Source organism: Pseudomonas sp. (assembly GCF_035497915.1).
In the GTDB taxonomy this organism is placed as follows: domain Bacteria; phylum Pseudomonadota; class Gammaproteobacteria; order Pseudomonadales; family Pseudomonadaceae; genus Serpens.
The window spans coordinates 18383-39882 of the sequence record NZ_DATJCS010000048.1 but is presented as its reverse complement, the minus strand read 5'-3'; the positions used below and the strand labels follow the sequence as shown (position 1 = coordinate 39882).

General features: G+C 68.0%; 17 protein-coding genes and 1 pseudogene. 10 read left to right on the top strand and 8 right to left on the bottom strand.

The window, feature by feature from the left end; all coding sequences use genetic code 11:
• Window positions 1–32: 32 nt before the first annotated feature.
• The 7 genes and pseudogenes from VL129_RS17220 to VL129_RS14250 form a co-directional block, all read left to right on the top strand.
• Window positions 33–572 (top strand): annotated as a pseudogene (locus tag VL129_RS17220) (MCP four helix bundle domain-containing protein); the annotation flags it as partial.
• Window positions 567–1643, top strand: a complete 1077-nt coding sequence (locus VL129_RS14275; protein ID WP_414705211.1) for a methyl-accepting chemotaxis protein — start codon at window positions 567–569, stop codon at window positions 1641–1643. The pseudogene VL129_RS17220 and the gene VL129_RS14275, both read left to right, overlap by 6 nt.
• A gap of 9 nt (window positions 1644–1652) precedes the next feature.
• On the top strand, window positions 1653–2189 hold the full coding sequence (locus VL129_RS14270; RefSeq protein WP_325413807.1) for a chemotaxis protein CheW: 537 nt from the start codon (window positions 1653–1655) through the stop codon (window positions 2187–2189).
• Between the two features lie 8 nt (window positions 2190–2197).
• The gene (locus tag VL129_RS14265) at window positions 2198–3046 is read left to right on the top strand and encodes a CheR family methyltransferase (RefSeq protein ID WP_325413805.1); all 849 of its coding nucleotides are present in this window, start codon (window positions 2198–2200) and stop codon (window positions 3044–3046) included.
• Window positions 3046–4086, top strand: a complete 1041-nt coding sequence (locus tag VL129_RS14260; protein WP_325413803.1) for a protein-glutamate methylesterase/protein-glutamine glutaminase — start codon at window positions 3046–3048, stop codon at window positions 4084–4086. Before VL129_RS14265 ends, VL129_RS14260 begins: the two co-directional genes overlap by 1 nt.
• 17 nt (window positions 4087–4103) lie before the next feature.
• Window positions 4104–5366 carry an EAL domain-containing response regulator gene (locus tag VL129_RS14255; RefSeq protein WP_325413802.1) on the top strand — a complete coding sequence of 421 codons (1263 nt, stop codon included), beginning with the start codon at window positions 4104–4106 and terminating at the stop codon, window positions 5364–5366.
• Between the two features lie 107 nt (window positions 5367–5473).
• A complete protein-coding gene (locus tag VL129_RS14250) occupies window positions 5474–7606 on the top strand; it encodes a response regulator (protein WP_325413800.1) in 2133 nt (710 codons plus the stop codon).
• Between the two features lie 135 nt (window positions 7607–7741).
• Here the strand turns inward: VL129_RS14250 and cysZ are convergent, their stop codons facing one another.
• From cysZ to VL129_RS14230, 4 genes are all read right to left on the bottom strand, one after another.
• The gene (gene cysZ, locus VL129_RS14245; protein WP_325413798.1) at window positions 7742–8473 is read right to left on the bottom strand and encodes a sulfate transporter CysZ; all 732 of its coding nucleotides are present in this window, start codon (window positions 8471–8473) and stop codon (window positions 7742–7744) included.
• A gap of 155 nt (window positions 8474–8628) precedes the next feature.
• Complete coding sequence (locus VL129_RS14240) at window positions 8629–10467, bottom strand: diguanylate cyclase domain-containing protein (protein WP_325413796.1); 1839 nt, start codon at window positions 10465–10467, stop codon at window positions 8629–8631.
• Between the two features lie 267 nt (window positions 10468–10734).
• Window positions 10735–11346, bottom strand: a complete 612-nt coding sequence (locus VL129_RS14235) for an SOS response-associated peptidase (RefSeq protein WP_325413794.1) — start codon at window positions 11344–11346, stop codon at window positions 10735–10737.
• Window positions 11347–11365: 19 nt separating this feature from the next.
• A complete protein-coding gene (locus VL129_RS14230) occupies window positions 11366–11626 on the bottom strand; it encodes a putative signal transducing protein (RefSeq protein WP_325413792.1) in 261 nt (86 codons plus the stop codon).
• A 108-nt stretch (window positions 11627–11734) separates the two neighbouring features.
• Between VL129_RS14230 and VL129_RS14225 the strand changes: the two genes are divergently transcribed.
• Entirely contained in the window at window positions 11735–12898 is a 1164-nt protein-coding gene (locus VL129_RS14225; RefSeq protein ID WP_325413790.1) for a 1-acyl-sn-glycerol-3-phosphate acyltransferase, read from the top strand.
• Window positions 12899–12994: 96 nt separating this feature from the next.
• Here VL129_RS14225 and VL129_RS14220 read toward each other — a convergent pair whose 3' ends face one another.
• Together VL129_RS14220 and VL129_RS14215 are read right to left on the bottom strand one after the other, a co-directional pair.
• Complete coding sequence (locus tag VL129_RS14220) at window positions 12995–13570, bottom strand: hypothetical protein (RefSeq protein WP_325413788.1); 576 nt, start codon at window positions 13568–13570, stop codon at window positions 12995–12997.
• 112 nt (window positions 13571–13682) lie between these two features.
• Window positions 13683–14618: an iron-sulfur-binding ferredoxin reductase gene (locus VL129_RS14215; protein WP_325413786.1), complete on the bottom strand. Its 936-nt coding sequence runs from the start codon at window positions 14616–14618 to the stop codon at window positions 13683–13685.
• 212 nt (window positions 14619–14830) lie between these two features.
• Between VL129_RS14215 and VL129_RS14210 the strand changes: the two genes are divergently transcribed.
• A complete protein-coding gene (locus tag VL129_RS14210) occupies window positions 14831–16354 on the top strand; it encodes a fumarate hydratase (protein WP_325413784.1) in 1524 nt (507 codons plus the stop codon).
• 266 nt (window positions 16355–16620) lie between these two features.
• Here the strand turns inward: VL129_RS14210 and VL129_RS14205 are convergent, their stop codons facing one another.
• Window positions 16621–17223 (bottom strand): DUF2846 domain-containing protein, encoded by a 603-nt coding sequence (locus VL129_RS14205; protein WP_325413782.1) that lies wholly within the window; start codon window positions 17221–17223, stop codon window positions 16621–16623.
• Between the two features lie 80 nt (window positions 17224–17303).
• Window positions 17304–18467, bottom strand: coding sequence for a phospholipase D-like domain-containing protein (locus tag VL129_RS14200; protein ID WP_325413780.1), 1164 nt, complete (start codon window positions 18465–18467; stop codon window positions 17304–17306).
• Between the two features lie 253 nt (window positions 18468–18720).
• On the opposite strand from VL129_RS14200, the gene VL129_RS14195 reads away from it, so the two are divergent.
• Entirely contained in the window at window positions 18721–21435 is a 2715-nt protein-coding gene (locus VL129_RS14195; RefSeq protein ID WP_325413778.1) for a cation-transporting P-type ATPase, read from the top strand.
• Window positions 21436–21500 lie beyond the last annotated feature (65 nt).

Here is a 21500-nt window from a genome sequence, read left to right as displayed (position 1 = left end):
CCTCTGGTTAGCCCTTACCTGGAGCACACCTCATGCAGTGGTATCTCAACCTCAAACTCATGCAGAAGCTGGTGATCGCGTTCTGCGTCGGCGCCTTGCTGACCCTGGCCGTCGGCGTCCTGGCCGTGCTGCGTGTGCAGCAGATGGCTCACCTCACCGATGATCTTTACAAGAACCGCTTGCTGGCCATCGACCACCTAGCCAAGGCCTCTTCCTACATGATTACCCATGCGCGTGGCCTAGTATCGCTGCCTTCGCTCTTGGAGGACCGGGAGCGCCGGGCTGTGCTCGAGCGCAACGTGAATCGTGAAGCGGAAATCAGCAAGCTGTTGGCCGCGTTTGCCGCTACCGAAGCGTCACCCGACGAGCAGGCTCAGTTCGAGCGCACCCAGGCACTGTATGTCCGCTACCTGGACATGGCGCGCGGAATCATCAGCGCATCCAATGCCGGTGATATGGAGCACCTGCGGGAGCTCACCATCGGTGAGTTCCGCACCGTGGTGCAATCGATGAGCAATGAAATCATCAAGCTGATGGAGTTCAGCTCCGAGGCCGCTGGACAATCAATGCAGGAGGCTCGCGATGTGGCTGACACGACCCTTGTCGTCATGTTCATCGCCATAGCCGTCGCAGTGCTGCTGGCCATCGTCATGGGCCTGCTGCTGTCCCGCCACGTGACCCGCCAGCTGGGCGGCGAGCCGGACTACGCCACCGCGATCGCCCAGAAGGTGGCCGCCGGCGACCTGACCGTCGAGGTGCAGGTCAGCAACGACAACAGCCTGCTGGCCTCCATGAAGTCGATGGTCGAGCGCCTCACCCAGGTGATCGGCGAAGTGCGCTCCTCGGCCGATGCCCTGGCCTCCGCCTCCGAGCAGGTGTCCGCCGCCTCCACCACCCTGAGCCAGAACTCCACCGAGCAGGCCGCCAGCGTCGAGGAGACCAGCGCCGCCATCGAGCAGATCAGTGCCACCGTGGCGCAGAACGCCGAGAACGCCCAGGTCACCGACAACATGGCCACCAAGTCGGCCAACGAGGCCCGCGAAGGCGGCCGCACGGTGAAGGAAACCGTGAACGCGATGAAGGACATCGCCGAGAAGGTCCGGATCATCGACGCCATCGCCTACCAGACCAACCTGCTGGCGCTCAACGCCGCCATCGAGGCCGCCCGCGCCGGCGACCACGGCAAGGGCTTCGCGGTGGTTGCCGCCGAAGTGCGCAAGCTGGCCGAACGCAGCCAGGTGGCCGCGCAGGAAATCGGCGAACTGGCCTCCTCCAGCGTGCAGCTGGCGGCCAACGCCGGCCAGGTGCTCGACCAGATGGTGCCGGCCATCGGCCAGACCGCCGACCTGGTCAAGGAAATCACCGCCGCCTCCCGCGAGCAGAGCACCGGGCTGGAGCAGATCACCATGGCCATCGGTCAGCTGTCGCAGACCACCCAGACCAACGCCGCCGCCTCCGAGGAGCTGTCCGCCACTTCCGAGGAGATGAGCGCCCAGGCCACCCAGCTGCAGCAGATGATGACCTTCTTCCGCCTGCAGGCTGGCGAAACCGGCATGGCCAGCGCGCCGGCCGCTGGCGCACGTCGCCCGGGGTTCAAGCGCCATGGCGCGCCCGTTGACGAATCGGCCTTCACCGCCTTCTGAGGAGTGCCCATGAGCAGCGATCGCAACGCCGGCACGGCCCTGCAGGCCGGGCAGTACCTGATGTTCACCCTGGGCGAGGAAACCTTCGGCTGCCGCATCGCCTGCATCCGCGAGATCATCGAGTGCCCGCCGATGACCGCCATTCCGCTGACCCCCGCGTTCCTGCGCGGGGTGATCAACCTGCGCGGCGCGGTGGTGCCGGTGATCGACCTGTCGGTGCGTTTCGAGCGTGGCCGTACCGCGCTGGCCGAGCGCACCTGCATCGTCATCGTCGAGGTGGCCGGCGCCGAGGGTCCGCAACTGCTCGGCGTGATCGTCGACGGGGTGACCGAGGTGCTGGAGGTGGATACCGCCGACCTGGAGATGCGTCCCAGCCTGGGCGGTGGCATTCGCGCCGATTTCGTCGCGGGGATGATCCGCCAGGGCGATCAGTTCGTGCTCGCCCTGGACATGGACAAGGTGCTGTCCGGCGACGAGCTGGCGCGCCTGGTGGACATCCAGCAGCAGGCGCGCGGCGAGCCGGCGCGCGAAAGCGCGTCGGGTTGAGGGGCGGCATGTCGGGCGTCTACGGGTTGAGTGACAGCGCCTATCGGCAGATCCGCGAGGCGTTCCGCCGCGCCAGCGGCATCGATATGCCGGAGAGCAAGCGCCAATTGGTGGCCGGGCGGCTGTACTGCCGCCTCAAGGCGCTCGGCCTGCCCGATTACGACGCCTACGTCGCGCTGCTCCAGCAGCCGGAACAGGCGGTCGAGCGGCAGTGCATGGTCGACCTGCTGACCACCAACGAGACCTACTTCTTCCGCGAGCCGGAGCATTTCCGCTACCTGGCCGCGCAGATCCTGCCGACCCTGCGCCAGCGCCCGGTGCGCGTCTGGTGCGCGGCGGCGTCCACCGGCGAGGAGCCCTACAGCCTGGCCATGCTGCTGCAGGACAAGTTGGGCGACGGCGGCTGGTCGCTGCTGGCCAGCGACCTGTCGACCCGTGTGCTGGAACGCGCCAGCCAGGGCCTGTACCCGTTGCAGCGCCTGGAGCTGTTGTCACCGGAGTACCTCAAGCGTTTCTGCCTGCGCGGCACCGGCGACTATGCAGGGCAATTGCTCATTCGCCGCGAATTGCGCGAGCGAGTGCGCTTCTGTCAGCACAATCTGCTAGATTCCGCCGCCGATCTTGGGCAATTTGACATCATCTTCTTGCGTAACGTACTGATCTATTTCAACGGCGCCACCCGCCAGCAGGTGATTCAGCGCGTGCTGCGCCAGCTGCGGCCCGGCGGCTGGCTGATCATCGGCCACTCCGAATCCCTGCAGGGCGTGCCGAGCGACCTGCAACTGGTGCGCCCGTCCATCTACCGGATGCCGGCGTCTGCCGCCGTGGTGCGAACCGACCTGCGCGGGGTCGCCTGATGATCAAGGTGATGATCGTCGACGATTCGGCGGTGGTGCGCTCGCTGCTCAAGGAAATGCTCGCCGGCCAGCCGGACATCCAGGTGATCGCCACCGCGCCCGATCCGCTGTTCGCCCAGCAGAAGATGCGCAGCGAGCGACCCGATGTGCTGATCCTCGACATCGAGATGCCGCGTATGGACGGCCTGACCTTCCTGCGCCAGCTGATGGGCGAGGCACCGATCGCCACCATCGTGTTCTCCTCGCTGGCCGAGCAGGGTTCGAGCACTGCCCTGGACGCGCTGGATGCCGGCGCGGTGGGTATCATGACCAAGCCCACCGGCGGCATGAGCGAGTTCATCGCCAGCCACCGGGGTGACTTCCTGCACATGATTCGCGACGCCGCCCAGGTGCGCCTGGCGGCGCGCCGGCCGGCGGCGGCCAGCGGGTCCCGTCAGGCGCCCGCCGCACCGGTGCGGGCGTTGCAGCGCACCACCGACACCGTGGTGGCCATCGGCACCTCCACCGGTGGCACCCAGGCGCTGGAGCAGGTGCTCACCCGCCTGCCGGTCACCTGCCCGGGGCTGGTGATCGTGCAGCACATGCCGGCCAACTTCACCCGCATGTTCGCCCAGCGCCTCAACGCGCTATGCGAGATCGAGGTGCGCGAGGCGCGCGACAACGACCGGGTGCTCAGCGGCCAGGCGCTGATCGCCCCGGGTGGCCTGCACCTGCAACTCAAGCGCAATGGCGCGCAGTACGCGGTGGAGGTGCTGGACGGCCCGCCGGTGTCGCGCCACAAGCCCTCGGTGGACGTGCTGTTCCGCTCGGTGGCACGCACCGCCGGACGCAACGCGCTGGGGGTGATCATGACCGGCATGGGCGACGATGGCGCCCGCGGCATGAAGGAAATGCACGAGGCCGGGGCCACGACCCTGGCCCAGGACGAACAGAGCTGCGTGGTCTTCGGCATGCCCAGGGAAGCCATCCGCCATGGCGGAGTCAGCCAGGTCTGCGCGCTCGATGAGATTCCCGAACTGATCGCCCGCTTTGGGCGTTGAACTGCCTGGATACCCTGATGCAGCTGCTTGCCGAGCTTCCCCTGTCCGTGCGACAGACCCCCGTGCTGCTGGTCGATGACAGCGCCATGCAGCGCGAATACGCCGCCGAATTGCTGGAGACCCTCGAGTTGTCGCTGATCGAGCAGGCCGCCAGCGGTCGCGAGGCCCTGCACCTGCTGCGCGGCCGGGCCGCACGGCAACAGCCGCTGCCGCTGTTGCTGCTCGACCTGGAGATGCCGGACATGGACGGCATCGAGCTGCTGCTGCACCTGCACGAGGAGGGTATCTGCCCGCCGGTGGTGCTGGCCAGTGGTTGCGAGGAGGCGCTGGTGAACACAGTGCTGGACATGATTCGCACCCTGCGCCTGCCGCTGCTGGGCAATCTGCCCAAGCCGCTGTCCGGCAAGGACCTGCATGGGCTGCTGCAGCACCTGCCCAACCTGGCGAGTCCGTCGCCGGCCGAGGAATGCGTGCGGCCGACGGTCAGTGTTACCGCGCAGGCCCTGCGTGAAGCGCTGCGCCAGGGCCATGTGCGCCCCCATTACCAGCCGAAGATCGATCTCTCCAGCGGCCGACTGCTGGGTTATGAAGTGCTGGCGCGCTGGCAGGACCCGCGCCAGGGCATGCTCTATCCGGGGGACTTCATCGCCATCGCCACCGAGAGCGGCCTGCTGCCCGAGCTCACCTTCCAGCTGATCGAGCAGGTGCTGGCCGACGCCGCGCGCCTGCAGCAGCAGGGGTGGACGCCGAGCATGGCGGTAAACATCGACATCAGCATGCTGGCCAACCGCAACTTCGCCAACGAGCTGATCGCCCGCGTGCAGGCCAGTGGTGCGCGCGCCGAGCAGTTGATCCTGGAGGTCACCGAGAGCGCGCTGATGCACGACACCGCCGCCACCCTGGCCTCGGTGGGGCGCCTGCGCCTGGCCGGCTTCGGGCTGTCCATCGATGACTACGGCACCGGCTTCTCGACCCTGCAGCAGCTCACCCGCCTGCCGTTCACCGAGCTGAAGATCGACCGCGCCTTCGTCGCTGGCGCCCGCAGCAACCGGCGCAGCCACGCCATCCTGCAGTCGGCCATCGACATGAGCGTGCGCCTGCGGCTGCCGAGCATCGCCGAGGGCGTGGAGACCATCGACGAGGTGCGCCTGCTGTGCGGCCTGGGCTGCAGCGCCGCCCAGGGTTACCTGTTCGCCCGACCGATGCCCGCCGACGTGCTGATGGACTGGCACGCCGCGCATGCCGACCGGCAGAAGCTGGAGGACTGGTTACAGGACTGACCGGTCTGGAACGGACTTTGCTGCGCGCAGGCTCATTTCCACTTCCGTCAAAAAGCCATCGTCTGGCGAGATGGCTGACGACGCGACGTCGCTGAAGGATTCCCGCTGTGCATAACTCCCGGCTTGCCCTGGCGTTACTCATCGTCCTGGCCCTGGCCGGCGTCGTGGTTCTGTGGTGCCTGCTGCACCCGACCGTCCACCCGCTGCTGGCAAGTCTGCCCCTGGTGCTGCTGACCTTCTTGTTCACCAATCTCTGGCACCGCCGCCGGCGCCAGGCGCGCGAAACCCTCTATCGGCAGCTGCTGCGTCACCTGCCGACCCGCCTGCGCATTCGCGATCCCCGGGGCCGCCTGCTGCTCGACAATCGTCCCCACGAACAGGACGCCTCGGTGTTGCTGGCGGATCTGCCGCTGGAGTGCGCCGAGCCGCCGGACAGCCTGTCGCCAATCAGCCGGCGCGCCTGGCAGGGATTGCGCGAAGTGCTGGCCAGCGGCGAGCGTCAGGAAGTGTGCATCGAGCTGCCGGCCAGCGCGGAACGCGCCGCGCAGGCCTACCGGCAGATCTTCTTTCCGGTTTTCGATGGCGGTCGGCGCATCACCGCGCTGGGCAGCCTGCTGATCGACGAGACGGACCTGCGCGCCACCGCCAACGCCCTGCGTGCGCTGAGCGACGATCTGGAGCACCAGGTGCGCGCGCGTACCGGCGAGCTGGCCGAGGCCAAGGAACAGGCCGAGCGCCAGGCCGAACTGCAGGCGGAGTTCATGGCCCACCTCAGCCACGAGATCCGTTCACCGCTCAGCGCGCTGATCGGCCTGGCCCACCTGGCCCGGCGCAGTTCCCGCGACGCCCGTCTGGACGGCTACCTGGACAAGCTGCGCAAGGCCGCCGAGCACCTGCTGGAAATCGTCAACGACGTGCTGGACTTCAGCCGGCTGGATGCCGGCCGGTTGCCGATCGCCCAGGTGCCCTTCAGCCCCACCGAGCTGGTGTGGAACGTGGTGGACATGATTGGTGAGGGAGCCCGGGAGAAGGGCCTGGCGATTGGCGTCGAGCTGGATGCGCAGGTTCCGGCCAGCCTGCACGGCGATCCGCTGCGGGTCTCGCAGATTCTCATCAACCTGGCCAGCAACGCGGTCAAGTTCACCACCCACGGGCGCATCGACTTTCGCATGCGGCAACTGGCGGGTGATGCCGAGCACGTGCGGCTGCGCTTCGAGGTCGAGGACAGCGGCATGGGCATCGCCACCGAGCACCTGCACCTGCTGTTCAAGCCGTTCAGCCAGCTGCCGGGGCAGGTCGAACGTTCGTCCGGCACCGGCCTGGGGCTGGCGATCTCCGCCCGGCTGGCCAGCCTGATGGGCGGCGAGCTGGGCGTGCGCAGCGCGCCGGGGGAGGGCAGCCTGTTCTTCCTCGAGCTGGAACTGCGACGCTGCGCCGGCGTGCCCGCCGAGGCCGGCAGCGCTGGCGCAGCCGCACAGCGGCGCTTCGCTGGGCACCGGGTGCTGCTGGTCGATGACGATGCGCTGATGCGCGAGGTGTCCGCCGAGCTGCTGCAACTGCTCGGCCTGGAGGTATGCATGGCCGCCGATGGCCGGCAGGCGCTGGAATGCCTGCGCACTGAAGCCGGCATCGGCCTGGTGTGCATGGACCTGCAGATGCCCAACATGGACGGCCTGGAAGCGACCCGCCAGCTGCGCCGCGAGTGGCCCGACCTGCCGGTGATCGCCATGACCGGCAGCACCCGGGACAGCGACCGGCAAGCCTGCCGCGCGGTGGGCATGAACGACTTCCTGGCCAAGCCGGTGGCGCTGAACCAGTTGATGGCGGTGCTGGAGCGCTGGTTGCCGGAGCCGGAGCCGTCGCCGGAGACGGTAGCCGTTGCCGGGGACTTGCCCTTGCCGGCGATTGCCGGACTCGATCAGGCCGGCGCCCTGGAGCGCATGCTCGACAATCGGGCGCTGTACCTGCGGCTGCTGCGGCGCTTCCTGGAGGAAACGCCGAGCCTCCCCGAACAGCTGCGCGAGCAGCTGCACGCGGGGCGCTCCGGCGAGGCCGTCGAGCAACTGCACCGCTTCAAGTCCCTGGCGGCGACCCTGGGGGCCGTGGAGCTGCAGGCGTTGAGCGGGCGACTGGAGGCGGTATTGCAGGCGGACGGCGATCCCGCCGAGGCGCTGGCGGCCTTCGAGGCCGAGTTCCGGCGCCTTTACCCGGCGCTGCGCCAGGCGCTGGAAAAGGTGTAGAGCGGTCAGCGCTGTTGGGCCGCACCGGCCCCGGGTTTATGCACGGACCTGTAGGAGGGGCTTCAGCCCCGATAGGTATCCGCACCCAAAAGCATCGCGGCTGAAGCCGCTCCTACAGGTTGTGTGCTGTCCTCTTTAGCTGCGGCCGCCCTCGCGCACCCAGAACACCGTGGCGCCGGCCACGGCGGCGGGCATCATCAGGATATTCAGGCCGGGCACCAGCAGCGCGGCGTAGGTGATGCCGCCGAAGCCCAGGCTTTGCCAGCGGCGGGCGCGCAGCCAGTCGAGCATCTCGTTCCAGCCCAGCTTGTTGTTGTCCGCCGGGTAGTCGATGTACTGCACCGCCATCATCCAGATGCCGAACAGCAGCCAGAGCGGCGCGGCCAGCAGGTTGACGCCGGGGATCAGCGAGAGGATCAGCAGCGCCAGGGCGCGCGGCAGGAAGTAGGCCAGCTTGCGCATCTCACGCCCCAGGGTGCGCGGCACCATGGCGGCCAGCTCGCCCCAGCGGAAGGTGGGGAAGGGGTCTTCGCCGCGCACCACCACTTCGACCTTCTCGGCCAGGAAACCGTTGAAGGGCGCGGCGATCAGGTTGGCCAGCAGCGTGAAGGTGAAGAACACGATCAGCAGCACCAGCGCCACGAACAGCGGCCAGAGCAGGTATTCGAGAAAGGCCAGCCAGTCGGGCAGGCTCGGCATGAAGTAGTCGACCCACTGGCCGAACTGCTGCACGGCCAGGACGATCAGCACGGCAAACACGATCAGGTTGACCAGCAAGGGCAGCAGAACGAACAGACGCAATCCCGGACTGAGTACCAGGCTCAATCCTTGACGCAGATACTGCGGGCCGCTCAGGACGGGGGGCATGGAGATCTCCTGCAAAGGGTGGCGCGCGACTTTACCAGAAGGCGTGCCAGGCATTGCAGCGCGCACTTTGTAGGAGCGGCTTCAGCCGCGATGCTTTTTGCGGTTTCGCGCCCAGAAGCTCGCGGCTGAAGCCGCTCCTACAGTCGCGCCTACGGTTAGTGCATTGCGGCCTTTGCAGCCGGGACGGCCTGGCTGACGCAGTGGCCCAGGCTGTCCAGCTTGGCCTGGTACATGGCCTCGTCGGCGGCGTTGATCAGCGCGTCCGGGTTGCTGGCGTTGCGCGGGTAGAGGGCGATGCCGATGCTCGGCAGCACGAAGTCGACGCGCTGGCCGCACAGGTCGTAGGGCTGGGCCAGCGTGGCGTGCAGGCGCTGGGCGATGCGCACCGCCTTTTCCACGTCGCTGTCTGGCAGCAGCAGGGTGAATTCGTCGCCGCCCGGGCGGTAGAGCAGATCGGGTTGGCGTACGGCGCCGCGCATGCGCTCGGCGATGGCCACCAGCAGGGCGTCGCCGGTGGCATGGCCGTAGCGGTCGTTGACTTCCTTGAAGCGGTCCAGGTCCAGGTACAGCAGGCCCAGCGAACGTCCCGTGCCGTGTGCCTCGTCACAGCAGTAGTGGAGCTGCTCGGTGAAGGCCATGCGGTTGCCCAGGCCGGTCAGCGGATCGCGGTGGGCCAGGTCATAGAGCTGTTCCTGGAAGGCCACCTGGTCGCCGATGTCGTGCAGGATGCCGCGCACGCCGCAGTAGCGGCCGCTGGCGTCGCGGATCAGCGAGATGCGGGTTTCGAAATAGCCGGTGGTGCCGTTGCGGCGGCGGATCGGCACCACGAAGCGTGGCGCGACCCTGCCGCCGATGGTCTGTCGGAACTGCTGGCGTAGCCGGTGCAGTTCCTCGACGCCGATGACATTCACCAGGTTGCGCCCCTGCAGTTCCTCGGCGGCGAAGCCCAGCTGGCGTTCCAGACCGCGGCTGACGGTAAGGATGCGGCCCTTGGCTTCGATCTCGAAGTAGCCGTCGTCGATGGAGTCGAGGATCGCCTGGTCGCGGGATTCACTGCTGTCCAGCCGGTCGAGCATGTGGTTCAGGGCGTGGCCCAGCTCGCCCAACTCATCACGCCCCAGACGCGTGAGGCGCGAGGCATGGGCGTTCAGGCCGATGCTGGCGATCTCCCGGTGCATGAAGCGCACGCGGCGCAGCAGGCAGATTTCCACACACAACCCGGCCAGCAGCAGGGTGCCCGCGCAGATGAACAGCATCCAGTCGAGGAAGCAGTCGAGTTTCTGCTGGCCCTGCAGATAGATCTGGCGGGACAGGCTCAGCTGCAGGCGCAGACCGTCCTGCGCCTGCGGCGTGTGCAGGTGCAGCTCGGTGTGCAGCTGCGTTGGCGTGCTTACCACGCCGGCATCGCGCATCAGGATCGCCGGGACCGGCGAGGGTGTTGGCAGTGGTTCGCTGGCCGGGGTGTCGTTGTTCGGCGCCAGCAGCTGTAGCTCCGCCTCGGGAACGATGCGCAACGCGTCGAGCAGGCGGACGGGATCGAGCCGCTGGCCGGCCAGCAGGTAACCCTGGTCGCCCGGCAGGGGCACGCTGAGCAGGATCAGCGGCTGCTCCCGCCACCAGCGCAGGCTGATGGCTGGCCGCTCGATGCCGGTGTCGTCGGCGAGCGGGGCAAGATCGACGGGCAGCCGGGAAAACAGGCTTTCCGCCGGCTGTCCGGTCTCGAGACGCAGGATGAAATCCAGCTCGGCCGGCACCGCCGGCGCGTCTTCGCCAGTCACCGCGAGGCGCAAGGCGTAGGCATCCAGGCGACTGAGCAGGTAGCGCCCCTGCTGTTCCAGGCCGTTTTGCAGCTGCGCGGCGGCCTGGCGCAGCCGCAGGTGGTCCTGCTGATCCAGGTGCGGCAGCAGCAGGTGCTCGCCGAGCAACGTGACCACCAGCAACACCAGCAGCAACAGGGAAAGGAACAGCCAGAACAGGCGCTTGCGCAGGGTCATTGGGTGGGTGCGAGACGGGGAGGGTAAAAATTCGCGGAATTATGCCTGTTTTGTGATGCACTTCAAAAATAGGGGTTGACTATGAAAGGCATTGAAACCGGCGATTTTTCCGATGACAGCCGACCCCGTAACCTTGCCGCCACGCCAGACAAGCACCCTTTCCCCGGAGCCATCCTTGTATAGCTTCCCCCGTGTGGGTGGCTCCGTTTTTATCCGACTCGTCCGCGACGCCAAAATCTCGCGAATGAATTCGCTCCCACAGGCGGGTCAGGCCGGAGTCAGGCACTCCGGGCCATCCAGCCCCGGGTCGTTGACCAGCCCCGCCAGCGCCCGCTCGCGCAGTGGCGGCGCGGGCGCCTGCAGCAGCGCCATCAGCCGGGACGCTGGCGTGTCGGCGGCCAGCCAGTCGCGCTGCCCCTCGGCATCCAGCAGCAGCGGCCGGCGCAGGTCGGCGGCCGGGCGGGTCACCAGCGCCAGGCTCAGGTACTCGCGATCCCCGGCCGGATAGACCTCCCACAACGCCGCGCAGTACAGCAGGCTCTCCTCGCCGCCCACCCAGTAGGGCCGCTTGCGCACCCCGCGCCATTCATAGAAACCGTTGATCGGCACCAGGCCGCGGCGCAGGCGAAACGCCTCGCGGAACATCGGCTGTTCGGCCAGGGTCTCGGCGCGGGCATGGGCCGGCGTGCGCGACAGGTCGGTCAGCCAGGCCGGGGTCAGGCCCCAGCGCGCCAGATCGGCGCGGCGCTGGTCATCGACGCCGCGCAGCAACAGCAGCGACGCGCCGGGGGAGAGATTCCAGTGCGGTTGCAGCGCGGGAAAGCCGGGCAGCGCGGCGAACGCGGCGGACCAGCGGAACAGGGCAAGACGGCCACTCATGGATAAACGGGCCTCGAAGTCAGCACAGCAATTCGCCGGGCCCGCCAACGGGTTCCTCGGTGGGCAGCGGCTCGGCGGCGCTGTAGGCGACGATCAGTTCCCGGGCGCGCTCGGTGTCCGCGTCCTCGACCAGCAGGGCCAGCAGCCCGCCGGCCGGCAGTTCGCCAACCGCGCCCATCAGGTGTTCACCCTGCAGATAGGCCGCGATGCCCTCGCTGGCCAGCATGTCGCGCAGCAGGTTTGCTTCCAGCAGATCCCAGGGGCGATGAATGCACTGCATGGGGTTCCTCGTGACGTGGGGTGGAATGTGACTCGGCGAGTATACTTGGCGATCTATTTTCCGCGCCCCTCCCGGGGATGCGCGTTTTTTTCCCCTGACGAGACCATGATGGGCACCTTCGACGCCATTCGTCCTTACGCCGACAGCGAGGTTTCCGCTGTACTGGCGCGCCTGTGCAACGACCCCGAGTTCCTCGATACCCTGACCCGCTTCCGCGTGCCGAAACTGGCCGGCCTGTTCGGCTGGGCGCTGCGTCCGTTGGTGGCGCGCCGCCTGCGCCGCGAAGTGCGGGACATCGACAGCGTGGCCAAGCTGCAGGCCCGCGTCGAGCCCTATGTGGATCGAACCATCGAGCGGGCCACTGACGGCATCAGTTATTCCGGCCTGGAAAACCTGCACAAGGGCCGCCGTCACCTGTACCTGGCCAACCATCGCGACATCGTCATGGACCCGGCCTTCGTCAACTATGCCCTGTACCATGCCGGCCACCGCACCCCGCGCATCGCCATCGGCGACAACCTGCTGCAGCGGCCCTTCGTCAGTGACCTGATGCGCCTGAACAAGAGCTTCATCGTGCACCGCTCGCTGACCGGGCGGCGCGAGAAGCTGGCGGCGTTCCAGCTGCTGTCGGCCTACATCAACCAGTCGATCCTCCGGGACGACGAGTCGGTGTGGATCGCCCAGGCCGAGGGCCGCGCCAAGGACGGTGACGATCGCACCGATTCGGCGATCCTCAAGATGTTCCACATGAGCCGCAAGGACGAAGCGTTCGGCCAGGTGATCGACGAGCTGTCGCTGGTGCCGGTGTCGATCAGCTACGAATACGATCCCTGCGACCTGGACAAGGCCCGCGAGCTGTACACCCGCGCCACCGCCGGCAGCTACACCAAGGCCCCGGGCGAGGACGACCGCAGCATCGCCAAGGGCATCACCGGCTACAAGGGCCGCGTGCACATCGCCTTCGCCGCGCCGCTGCGCGACGCCAGCAACGATGCCAAGCAACTGGCGCAGGACATCGACAAGCACATCCTCGGCAACTACCGGCTGTTCCCGGTGCATTACCTGGCCTATGCCATGTGGGAAGGGCGCGAGCCCGAGCTGGGGGTGCCGGCCGCCGGCGAACTGTTCGGCGCCGAGGAGCTGGCCAGGGCGCAAGCGGAATGGCACCGCCGCCTGGCCGCCTGCCCGGCCGAGCACCGGCCGTGGCTGGTGCTGCAATACGCCAATCCGGTGCGCAATCAGTACCGCGTTCGCAACGGCTTGGCGTTGTAGTTTGCGCGGTCCCGGTGTGGTGGAAAATCGCTTCGCGAGTTTTCCACCCTACGGGTTGAACGCGCGGTCTATAGGGGCGTGGCCTCGCCTTGAGGCTTACAGCGACTTCAGCGCATCCAGCTTCACCGCCTCGGCGTAGGCCACCTTGTCGGCCTGGGGGCCGTCGCCGGACACCGAGATCATGAAGCGGTTGTTGATGATCAGCATGATCTTGCCGTCTTCGTCCTGGATGCCGCGCTGCTTGCCGATCTTCACCGACCTGCCCATGCTGCCGGCCAGCGCCGGATTGGTCATGACCGCCATCATCTGCGACAGCATCGGCGAGTCGCCCACGATCTCCACATCGATGTACTGCTCGTCCTTGGTGAAGTTGCGCGACGCCTGCAGACCACCACCGAACAGCGCGGCGCCGGCAGCGGAGCTTTCCGGTTCGCCGGCTTCCCAGCCCGGCAGGGCGTCCGGCAGCGCCTTGACCAGCAGGTCGGCGCCCTTTTCGTTGAGCAGCTGGCTGGCGTAGCCGATGTTTTCCTTGGTGGCGGTCATGTCGCCCTTGTTGTAGGCGTTCAGGGCTTCCTGCAGGGCTTCCTTGATATCGTCAGCCTGGGCGGTGCCGGCGCAGGCCAGCAGCGTGGCGAGGGTCAGGGAAGCCAGGGTGCGTGGTGTCCTTTGCATCGTGTGTGTCCTTGTTGTGTGAGGGGGTGTTGCAGCACGCAGCATATGACGTGGCTTGCCAAGATCAAGCCAGGCTACGCGAAAGGCGGGTGCGCCTTGGCGTCGCGGCGGATTATTCGCCAGTGAACGCCTCGGCGTGCAGCTGGCTGCGGGGCAGCCCGGCCAGGTAGAGCGCCCGGGCCAAGGCCTCGACGCGGGCCGGTGCCCCGCAGAGCAGCGCCCGGGTGCCGCGCGGCGGTCGCGCCCCTTGGCTCAGCCAGGCGTCGAACGCGTCGGTGGGCAGCTGTTCCACCTGCAATTGCGCATGCTGTCGGGCCAGGGCCTGCAGCGGGCCAGCCAGGTAATGCTCGGCTGGCGCGCGCGCCAGGTGCAGCAACCGGATCGGGCCGGCATGTCCCTGGCGCAGCGCTTCGCGCAGGATCGCCCACAGCGGCGCCAGGCCGGTGCCGGCGGCCAGCAGCCACAGCGGCGCCTCCTGCCATTCCGCTTCATAGCGCAGCGCGCCGCCCTGCAGGCCGCTCAGGCGCAGCGGATCGCCCGGACGCAGCTGGCGGGCATGATCGCGAAAGGCGCCGGCGCGCGCGCAATCCACATGAAACTCCAGGAACGCGTCTTCACCCGGCAGGCTCGCCAGCGAGTAGGGGCGGGCCAGTGCCGGGTCGCGCCACAGCAGCAGGTGCTGGCCGACCTGGTAGCGCAGCGGGCGCTCGGGTACCAGGCGCAGGCGCAGCACGGCGGGGGACAGCCAATCATGGCCGACGACCTCGGCCGGCAGCGTCTGGCCGAGCGGGTCGAACAGCTCGATGCGCAGGTCTTCGCTCACCCGGCACTGGCAGGCCAGTCGCCAGCCGGCCGCCCGTTCGCTGGCCGGCAGGGCCTCGGGCTGCGCATCCAGCGGCTCGCCTTTTTCGCAGCGCACCCGGCAGGCGCCGCAGCTGCCGGCACGGCAGCTATGCGGCACGGCCTGGCCGGCGTCGAGCAGGGCATCCAGCAGGTTGCGACCGGGCTCGACTGACCAGTGCTGGTCGCCAACAGAGAGTTCAGGCATGGCGTGGGAAGTGGGCTGAAGGGATGGCGACTGTATGCCGGCCGCCTCTGGCAGCCAATCGATTCTGACTATCGGACGGAGCGACCAAGGTCGAGGGCGCGCGGCTGTCCGCGCTTTCACCGGCCGCGTTATACTGCCGCGCCTTTTTTTGCTGGTGCGCCGGTCTGGTCCGGCGCTTCCTTAGGTTCCCGTCTTTCAAGAGGAGCGCACCCATGACCGTGATCAAGCAGGATGACGTGATTCAGAGCGTCGCCGACGCCCTGCAATACATTTCCTACTACCACCCCACCGACTTCATCCAGGCCATGCACGAGGCCTACCTGCGCGAAGCGTCGCCGGCGGCCCGTGACTCCATCGCCCAGATCCTGATCAACTCGCGCATGTGCGCCACCGGCCACCGCCCGATCTGCCAGGACACCGGCATCGTCACCGTGATCGCCAAGGTCGGCATGGACGTGCGCTGGGACGGCGCCACCATGAGCCTGGACGACATGATCAACGAGGGCGTGCGTCGCGCCTACATGAACCCGGACAACGTGCTGCGCGCCTCGATCCTGGCCGACCCGGCCGGTGCCCGCAAGAACACCAAGGACAACACCCCGGCGGTGATCCACTACCAGGTGGTGCCGGGCAACACCCTGGAACTGCACGTCGCCGCCAAGGGTGGTGGTTCCGAGAACAAGTCCAAGATGGCCATGCTCAACCCGTCCGACTCGATCGTCGACTGGGTGCTCAAGACCGTGCCGGAAATGGGCGCCGGCTGGTGCCCGCCGGGCATGCTCGGCATCGGCATCGGCGGTACCGCCGAGAAGGCCGCGCTGATGGCCAAGGAAGTCCTGATGGACCCGATCGACATCCACGAACTGCAGGCCCGCGGCCCGCAGAACCGTGTCGAGGAAATCCGCCTGGAGCTGTTCGAGAAGGTCAACAAGCTGGGCATCGGTGCCCAGGGCCTGGGCGGCCTGACCACCGTGCTCGACGTGAAGATCATGGATTACCCGACCCACGCCGCCTCGCTGCCGGTGTGCATGATCCCCAACTGCGCCGCCACCCGTCACGCCCACTTCGTGCTCGACGGTTCCGGCCCGGCCAAGCTGGAAGCCCCGGACCTGGACGCCTACCCGGAGATCGTCTGGGAAGCCGGCCCGAGCGCGCGCCGCGTCAACCTGGACACCGTCACCCCGGAAGAGGTGCAGAGCTGGAAGCCGGGCGAAACCCTGCTGCTCAACGGCAAGATGCTCACCGGCCGCGACGCCGCTCACAAGCGCATGGTCGACATGCTGAACAAAGGCGAGCAATTGCCGGTCGACCTCAAGGGTCGCTTCATCTATTACGTTGGCCCGGTCGATCCGGTACGTGACGAGGTGGTTGGCCCGGCCGGCCCGACCACCGCGACCCGCATGGACAAGTTCACCCGCCAGATCCTGGAAAGCACCGGCCTGCTGGGCATGATCGGCAAGTCCGAGCGCGGCCCGATCGCCATCGAGGCCATCAAGGACAACAAGGCCGTGTACCTGATGGCCGTCGGCGGCGCCGCCTATCTGGTGGCCCAGGCCATCAAGGGCGCCAAGACCATCGCCTTCCCTGAACTGGGTATGGAAGCCATCTACGAGTTCGACGTGAAGGACATGCCGGTCACCGTGGCGGTCGACACCCAGGGTGAGTCCGTACACATCACCGGCCCGGCGATCTGGCAGAAGAAGATCGCCGAAGCCCAGGTGGTGGAAGTGAAGTAAGACGCCCTGTGGCGTTGCGAAAAAGCCCGGCCTTGCGCCGGGCTTTTTCGTTGAAGGACGCACCGCTTTGGTAGGAGGGGCTTCAGCCCCGATGCTTTTCACCAGGCCGCGAGGCACTGTCGGAGCCCTGTAGGGCCGGCTTTACGCCGGCCTGCGGTGTGCGGTTCCCAGCCGTGGTGCCAGGCATGCCCGCGTCGGCCGGGATAAACCCGGCCCCACAAGGTATGGCCGCCGGGCTTCAGCCGCGACGCTGTTCGCGAGCGGTGTCAGATGCCGATCTTGTCCAGCGCCTCGCCCACGCTGCGCCAGAAGCCGCGCTGCGGGCGTTCGTGTTCCGCGGTGAGCTGGATTTCCCGATCCTTCTGGATGCGGTTGGTGAAGACGATTTCCTGGCGGGCCAGGCTGTGGCCGACCAGGCGCAGCGGGCCGTCGCCCTGGTCGGTCTGGTCGTCGTGGTGGGCCGGAGCGTCCAGTTCGTCGTAGCGCAGGAAGTACTGTTTGCCCGGCTCCACCTCCAGGGTGAAGCTGGCGATGCGGGTGAAATCGAAGGGGCCGTCGGCGAGCAGCGTCCAGTGGGTGCCGAACAGCGGGCGGCGCATTTCGATCTTGTAGCTGCCGGGCTGGGCCAGCAGGCGCAGGAAGCTGTCGTTGGGCAGCCGGCCGACGCGCTGGTTGTCGAGGAACACGCCCGGCGCCTCCAGCTCCTGGCTGGCCCAGTCGCTACGGGGCCGATAGACATAGACGAGGGCCAGCGCGGGGTCGCTGTTCCGGGACAGGTAGATGGGCCCGTTGGTGGGCCCGAAGTAGCCGCCCTGGGTCGAACAGCCGGCCAGCAACAGGAGCAGGGTGAAGGGCAGGAAACGGCGCATGACGAGCCTCGTCGGAAAAGACGCAGCGAGCATAGTCGTCCGCCCGGAGCCCTCCATCCCTGCCGAAAGATGGGAGGCTTTCAGTCCCGGCGCTGATCGAGCAGGTTGATCACGATGCGGTCCAGCCAGCCCCACAGGCGCTGGTAGAGGCGCACGGGCAGCGGGCGATTCTGGAAGTCGGCCAGGGTGATTTCCTTGCTCTGGGCGAAGTCCTGCGCGAAACAGCCCGCCACCGCCGCGCCCAGCGGCGGGTCGAAGGCTTCCAGGTTGGCCTCCAGGTTCCAGCGCAGGTTCCAGTGGTCGAAGTTGCACGAGCCGATGCTCACCCAGTCGTCCACCAGCACCATCTTGGCGTGCAGGAAACGCGGCTGGTATTCGAAGATGCGCACCCCGGCGCGCAGCAGACGCGGGTAGTAGCGGTGTCCGGCATAGCGCACCGCCGGATGGTCGGTGCGCTGACCGCTGAGCAGCAGGCGCACGTCGATGCCGCGTCGGGCGGCCTTCATCAGCGCCCGGCGCACCTTGCGGGTCGGCAGGAAATAGGGCGTGGCCAGCAGCACCTGGCGGCGCGACTGTCCCAGGGCGCGCAGCAGCGCGCGCAGGATGTCACGATGCTGGCGGGCGGCCGCGTAGGCCAGCCGGCCCAGCCCGCTGCGCTTGGCCGGCGCCGCCGGCAGACGCGCCGGTTGCAGGGGCTCGACGGGACGCCAGAAGCGCCGCTCGCCGCAGCGTCGCCACTGGAACTCGAACAGGCTGCGCCAGTCATCCAGCAACGGCCCGCGCATCTCCACCATCACCTCGTGCCAGCCATCATCCGGCTTGTCGGGGTTCCAGAACTCGTCGGTGGCGCCGGTGCCGCCCACATAGCCGAACTGATCGTCCACCAGCAGGATCTTGCGGTGATCGCGAAACAGGTTGCGCAGCCCGCGCCGCCAGCGGATCGGGTTGTACAGGCGCAGTTCCACGCCGGCGTCGAGCAGCGCCTGGCGGTTCGCGGTGCCGAGTTTCAGGCAGCCGAACGAGTCGAACAGGCAGCGCACCCGCACGCCGCGCCGCGCGGCGGCGACCAGCGCCTCGCGCAGCCGCGCGAAGCACTCGCCGTCCTCGACCAGATACAGCTCCAGCTCCACCTGCCGCTGCGCGGCGGCGATCGCGTCCAGCATGCGCGGAAAGAAGGTGGCACCGTCCACCAGCAGTTCGAAGCGGTTGTCACCGCGCCAGGGGAAAACCGCGCCGTCACGCATCGCCGGCCTCCCGGCGGCGCGCTGCGGGAAAAGAGGGCAGGACCGGGCAGGGTGCGAAACGGGACAAACGCGGCATGGGGTCTTCTCGGGCCAACGGAGGCGCAACGATAGCCGGGACCTTCCCGACGCTCAACCAGGGGAAATGCCTTGAAATGGCTTGGCGACTGGCCCTGATACACAGTCTTCGGCCAGACTTGGCCGGCATGGATTCCCCAGGTCGGTCGGATGGCTGGCCCCGCGCGCGAGAATGACAATGAATGAACAGCCGCACCCCTGGCATGCCCGGGACGGCGAAGCCTGCTTCGCCAGCCTGCAGGCCGACCCACACGGACTGAGCGAGGCCGAGGCCGAGGCGCGCCTGCGCCAGCATGGACCCAACCGCCTGCCCGAGGGTCGGCGCATCGGCCCGCTGATGCGCTTCCTGCGCCAGTTCCACAACCTGCTGCTCTACCTGATGCTCGGCGCGGCGCTGATCACCGCGCTGCTCGGCCACTGGGTCGACACCGGCGTGATCGTCGGCGCGGTGCTGATCAACGTGATCATCGGCTTCATTCAGGAAGGCAAGGCCGAGAACGCCCTGGCCGGCATTCGCCAGCTGCTGTCCAGCCACGCCACGGTGATTCGCGACGGCCGCCGCCGGGAAATCTCTGCCGAGGCGCTGGTGCCGGGCGACATCGTGCTGCTGGCCGCCGGCGACAAGGTGCCCGCCGACCTGCGCCTGCTGGAAACCCGCAACCTGCGCATCGAGGAAGCCGCCCTCACCGGCGAATCCCTGCCGGTGGAAAAGGACACCGCGCCGGTGGCCATCGACGCGCCGCTGGGCGACCGCTTCAGCATGGCCTGGTCCGGCACCCTGGTGGTGAACGGCCAGGGCCGGGGCGTGGTGGTCGGCACCGGCGCGCACACCGAACTGGGCCGCATCAACGCCATGCTCAACCGCGTGCAGGCGATCTCCACGCCGCTGCTGCGCCAGATCGACCGCTTCGGCCGCTGGCTGGCCCTGGCCATTGTCGGTCTGGTCGCCGTCACCTTCGCGCTCGGCACCCTGTGGCGCGGCGTGCCGGCCGGCGAGATGTTCCTGATGGCCGTGGCCCTCACCGCCGCGGCCATTCCGGAAGGCCTGCCGGCCATCATGACCGTGATGCTCGCCCTGGGCGTGCAGCGCATGGCCCGCCACAACGCCATCGTGCGCCGCCTGCCGGCGGTGGAAACCCTGGGTTCGGTCACCGTCATCTGCTCGGACAAGACCGGCACGCTGACCCGCAACGAAATGACCGTGCAGCGGGTGATTACCGCTCACCATGTCTTCCGGGTGGACGGCGTCGGTTACGCGCCGGTGGGCGGTTTCTCCCACAACGACGAGTCCGTAGACGCCAACGAGCAGGCCGTGCTGATGGCCGCCATTCGCGCCGGCCTGCTGTGCAACCACGCCCGCCACGTGGCCGAAGGCGACGGCTGGCGCATCGAGGGCGACCCCACCGAAGGCGCGCTGCTGGTGCTGGCCGGCAAGGCCGGCCTGGAACTGCCTGACGAATTCGCGCAGCGCCCGCGCACCGACAGCATTCCGTTCGAGTCCGAACACCGCTTCACCGCCAGCCTGCATCACGGCGCCGACGGCACCGCGCGTATTTACGCGGTCGGCGCGCCGGAGCGCATCCTCGACATGTGCCACTGCCAGCGCGGCCCGGAGGGCGACCAGCCGGTGGACCCGGACTACTGGCGGCGCATGTTCACCGACACCGCCGCCCACGGCCTGCGCATGCTGGTGATCGCCGAGAAGGACGTGGATGCCAGCCAGTCCAGCCTCGGCTTCGACGACATGCACCGAGGCTTCACCCTGCTGGCGCTGGTGGGCATCATCGACCCGCCGCGTGCCGAGGCCGTCGCGGCCGTGGCCGAATGCCAGCGCGCCGGCATCCGCGTGAAGATGATTACCGGCGACCACGCCGAAACCGCCCGCACCATCGGCGCGCTGCTGGGCATCGGCGTCGGCAAGCCGGCCATCACCGGCGCCGAACTGGAACTGCTCGACGACGCCGAGCTGCGCCGCCTGGCCGGCGAGATCGACATCTTCGCGCGCACCAGCCCGGCCCATAAGCTGCGCCTGGTGCAGGCGCTGCAGGCCAATGGCGAAGTGGTCGCCATGACCGGCGATGGCGTCAACGATGCCCCGGCGCTCAAGCGCGCCGACGTCGGCGTGGCCATGGGCCGCTCCGGTACCGAGGCGGCCAAGGAAGCCGGCGCCGTGGTGCTCGCCGACGACAACTTCGCCACCATCGTCAACGCCGTGCGCGAAGGCCGCGCTATCTACGAAAACCTGAAGAAGTTCATCCTCTTCATGCTGCCCACCAACGGCGGCGAGGCGCTGATCGTCATCGCCGCCATCCTCTTCCAGCTGGCGCTGCCGCTCACGCCCGCCCAGGTGCTGTGGATCAACATGGTCACCTCCAGCGCCCTGAGCCTGGCGCTGGCCGCCGAACCCGCCGAGCCCGGCCTGATGCGCCGCGCGCCCCGCGACCCGCGCGAAGCCCTGCTCAGCGGCTTCTTCGTCTGGCGCGTGGTGATGGTTTCGGTGCTGATGATGGTCGGCGCGCTGGGCCTGTTCCTCTATGAGCTGGACCGTGGCACCGCGCTGGAAACCGCCCGCACCATGGCCGTCAACGTGGTGGTGGGCTGCGAAATGCTCTACCTGCTGTGCAGCCGCTCGCTGTTCGCCTCGATCTTCAGACCCGGCGGCCTGCTGGGCAATCGCTGGGTGGTGGTCAGCATCGTCGCCTGCATACCCCTGCAGTTGCTCTACACCTACGCGCCGCCAATGCAGAAGCTGTTCGGCTCCACCGCATTGAGCCTCGACGAGTGGGGACTGGTCATCGCCGCCTCCTCGCTGGTGCTGATCGGTTCGGAAGTGGAGAAATGGGCCCTGCGGCGCTTCGACCTGCACCCGCAGGCGCGGCTGCATCTGCAATGAAATGAACGGCTTGCGGCCTGGCCTCGGTTGATTCGGGCCGTGGGGAGTGCTAGCTTACGCGCCGC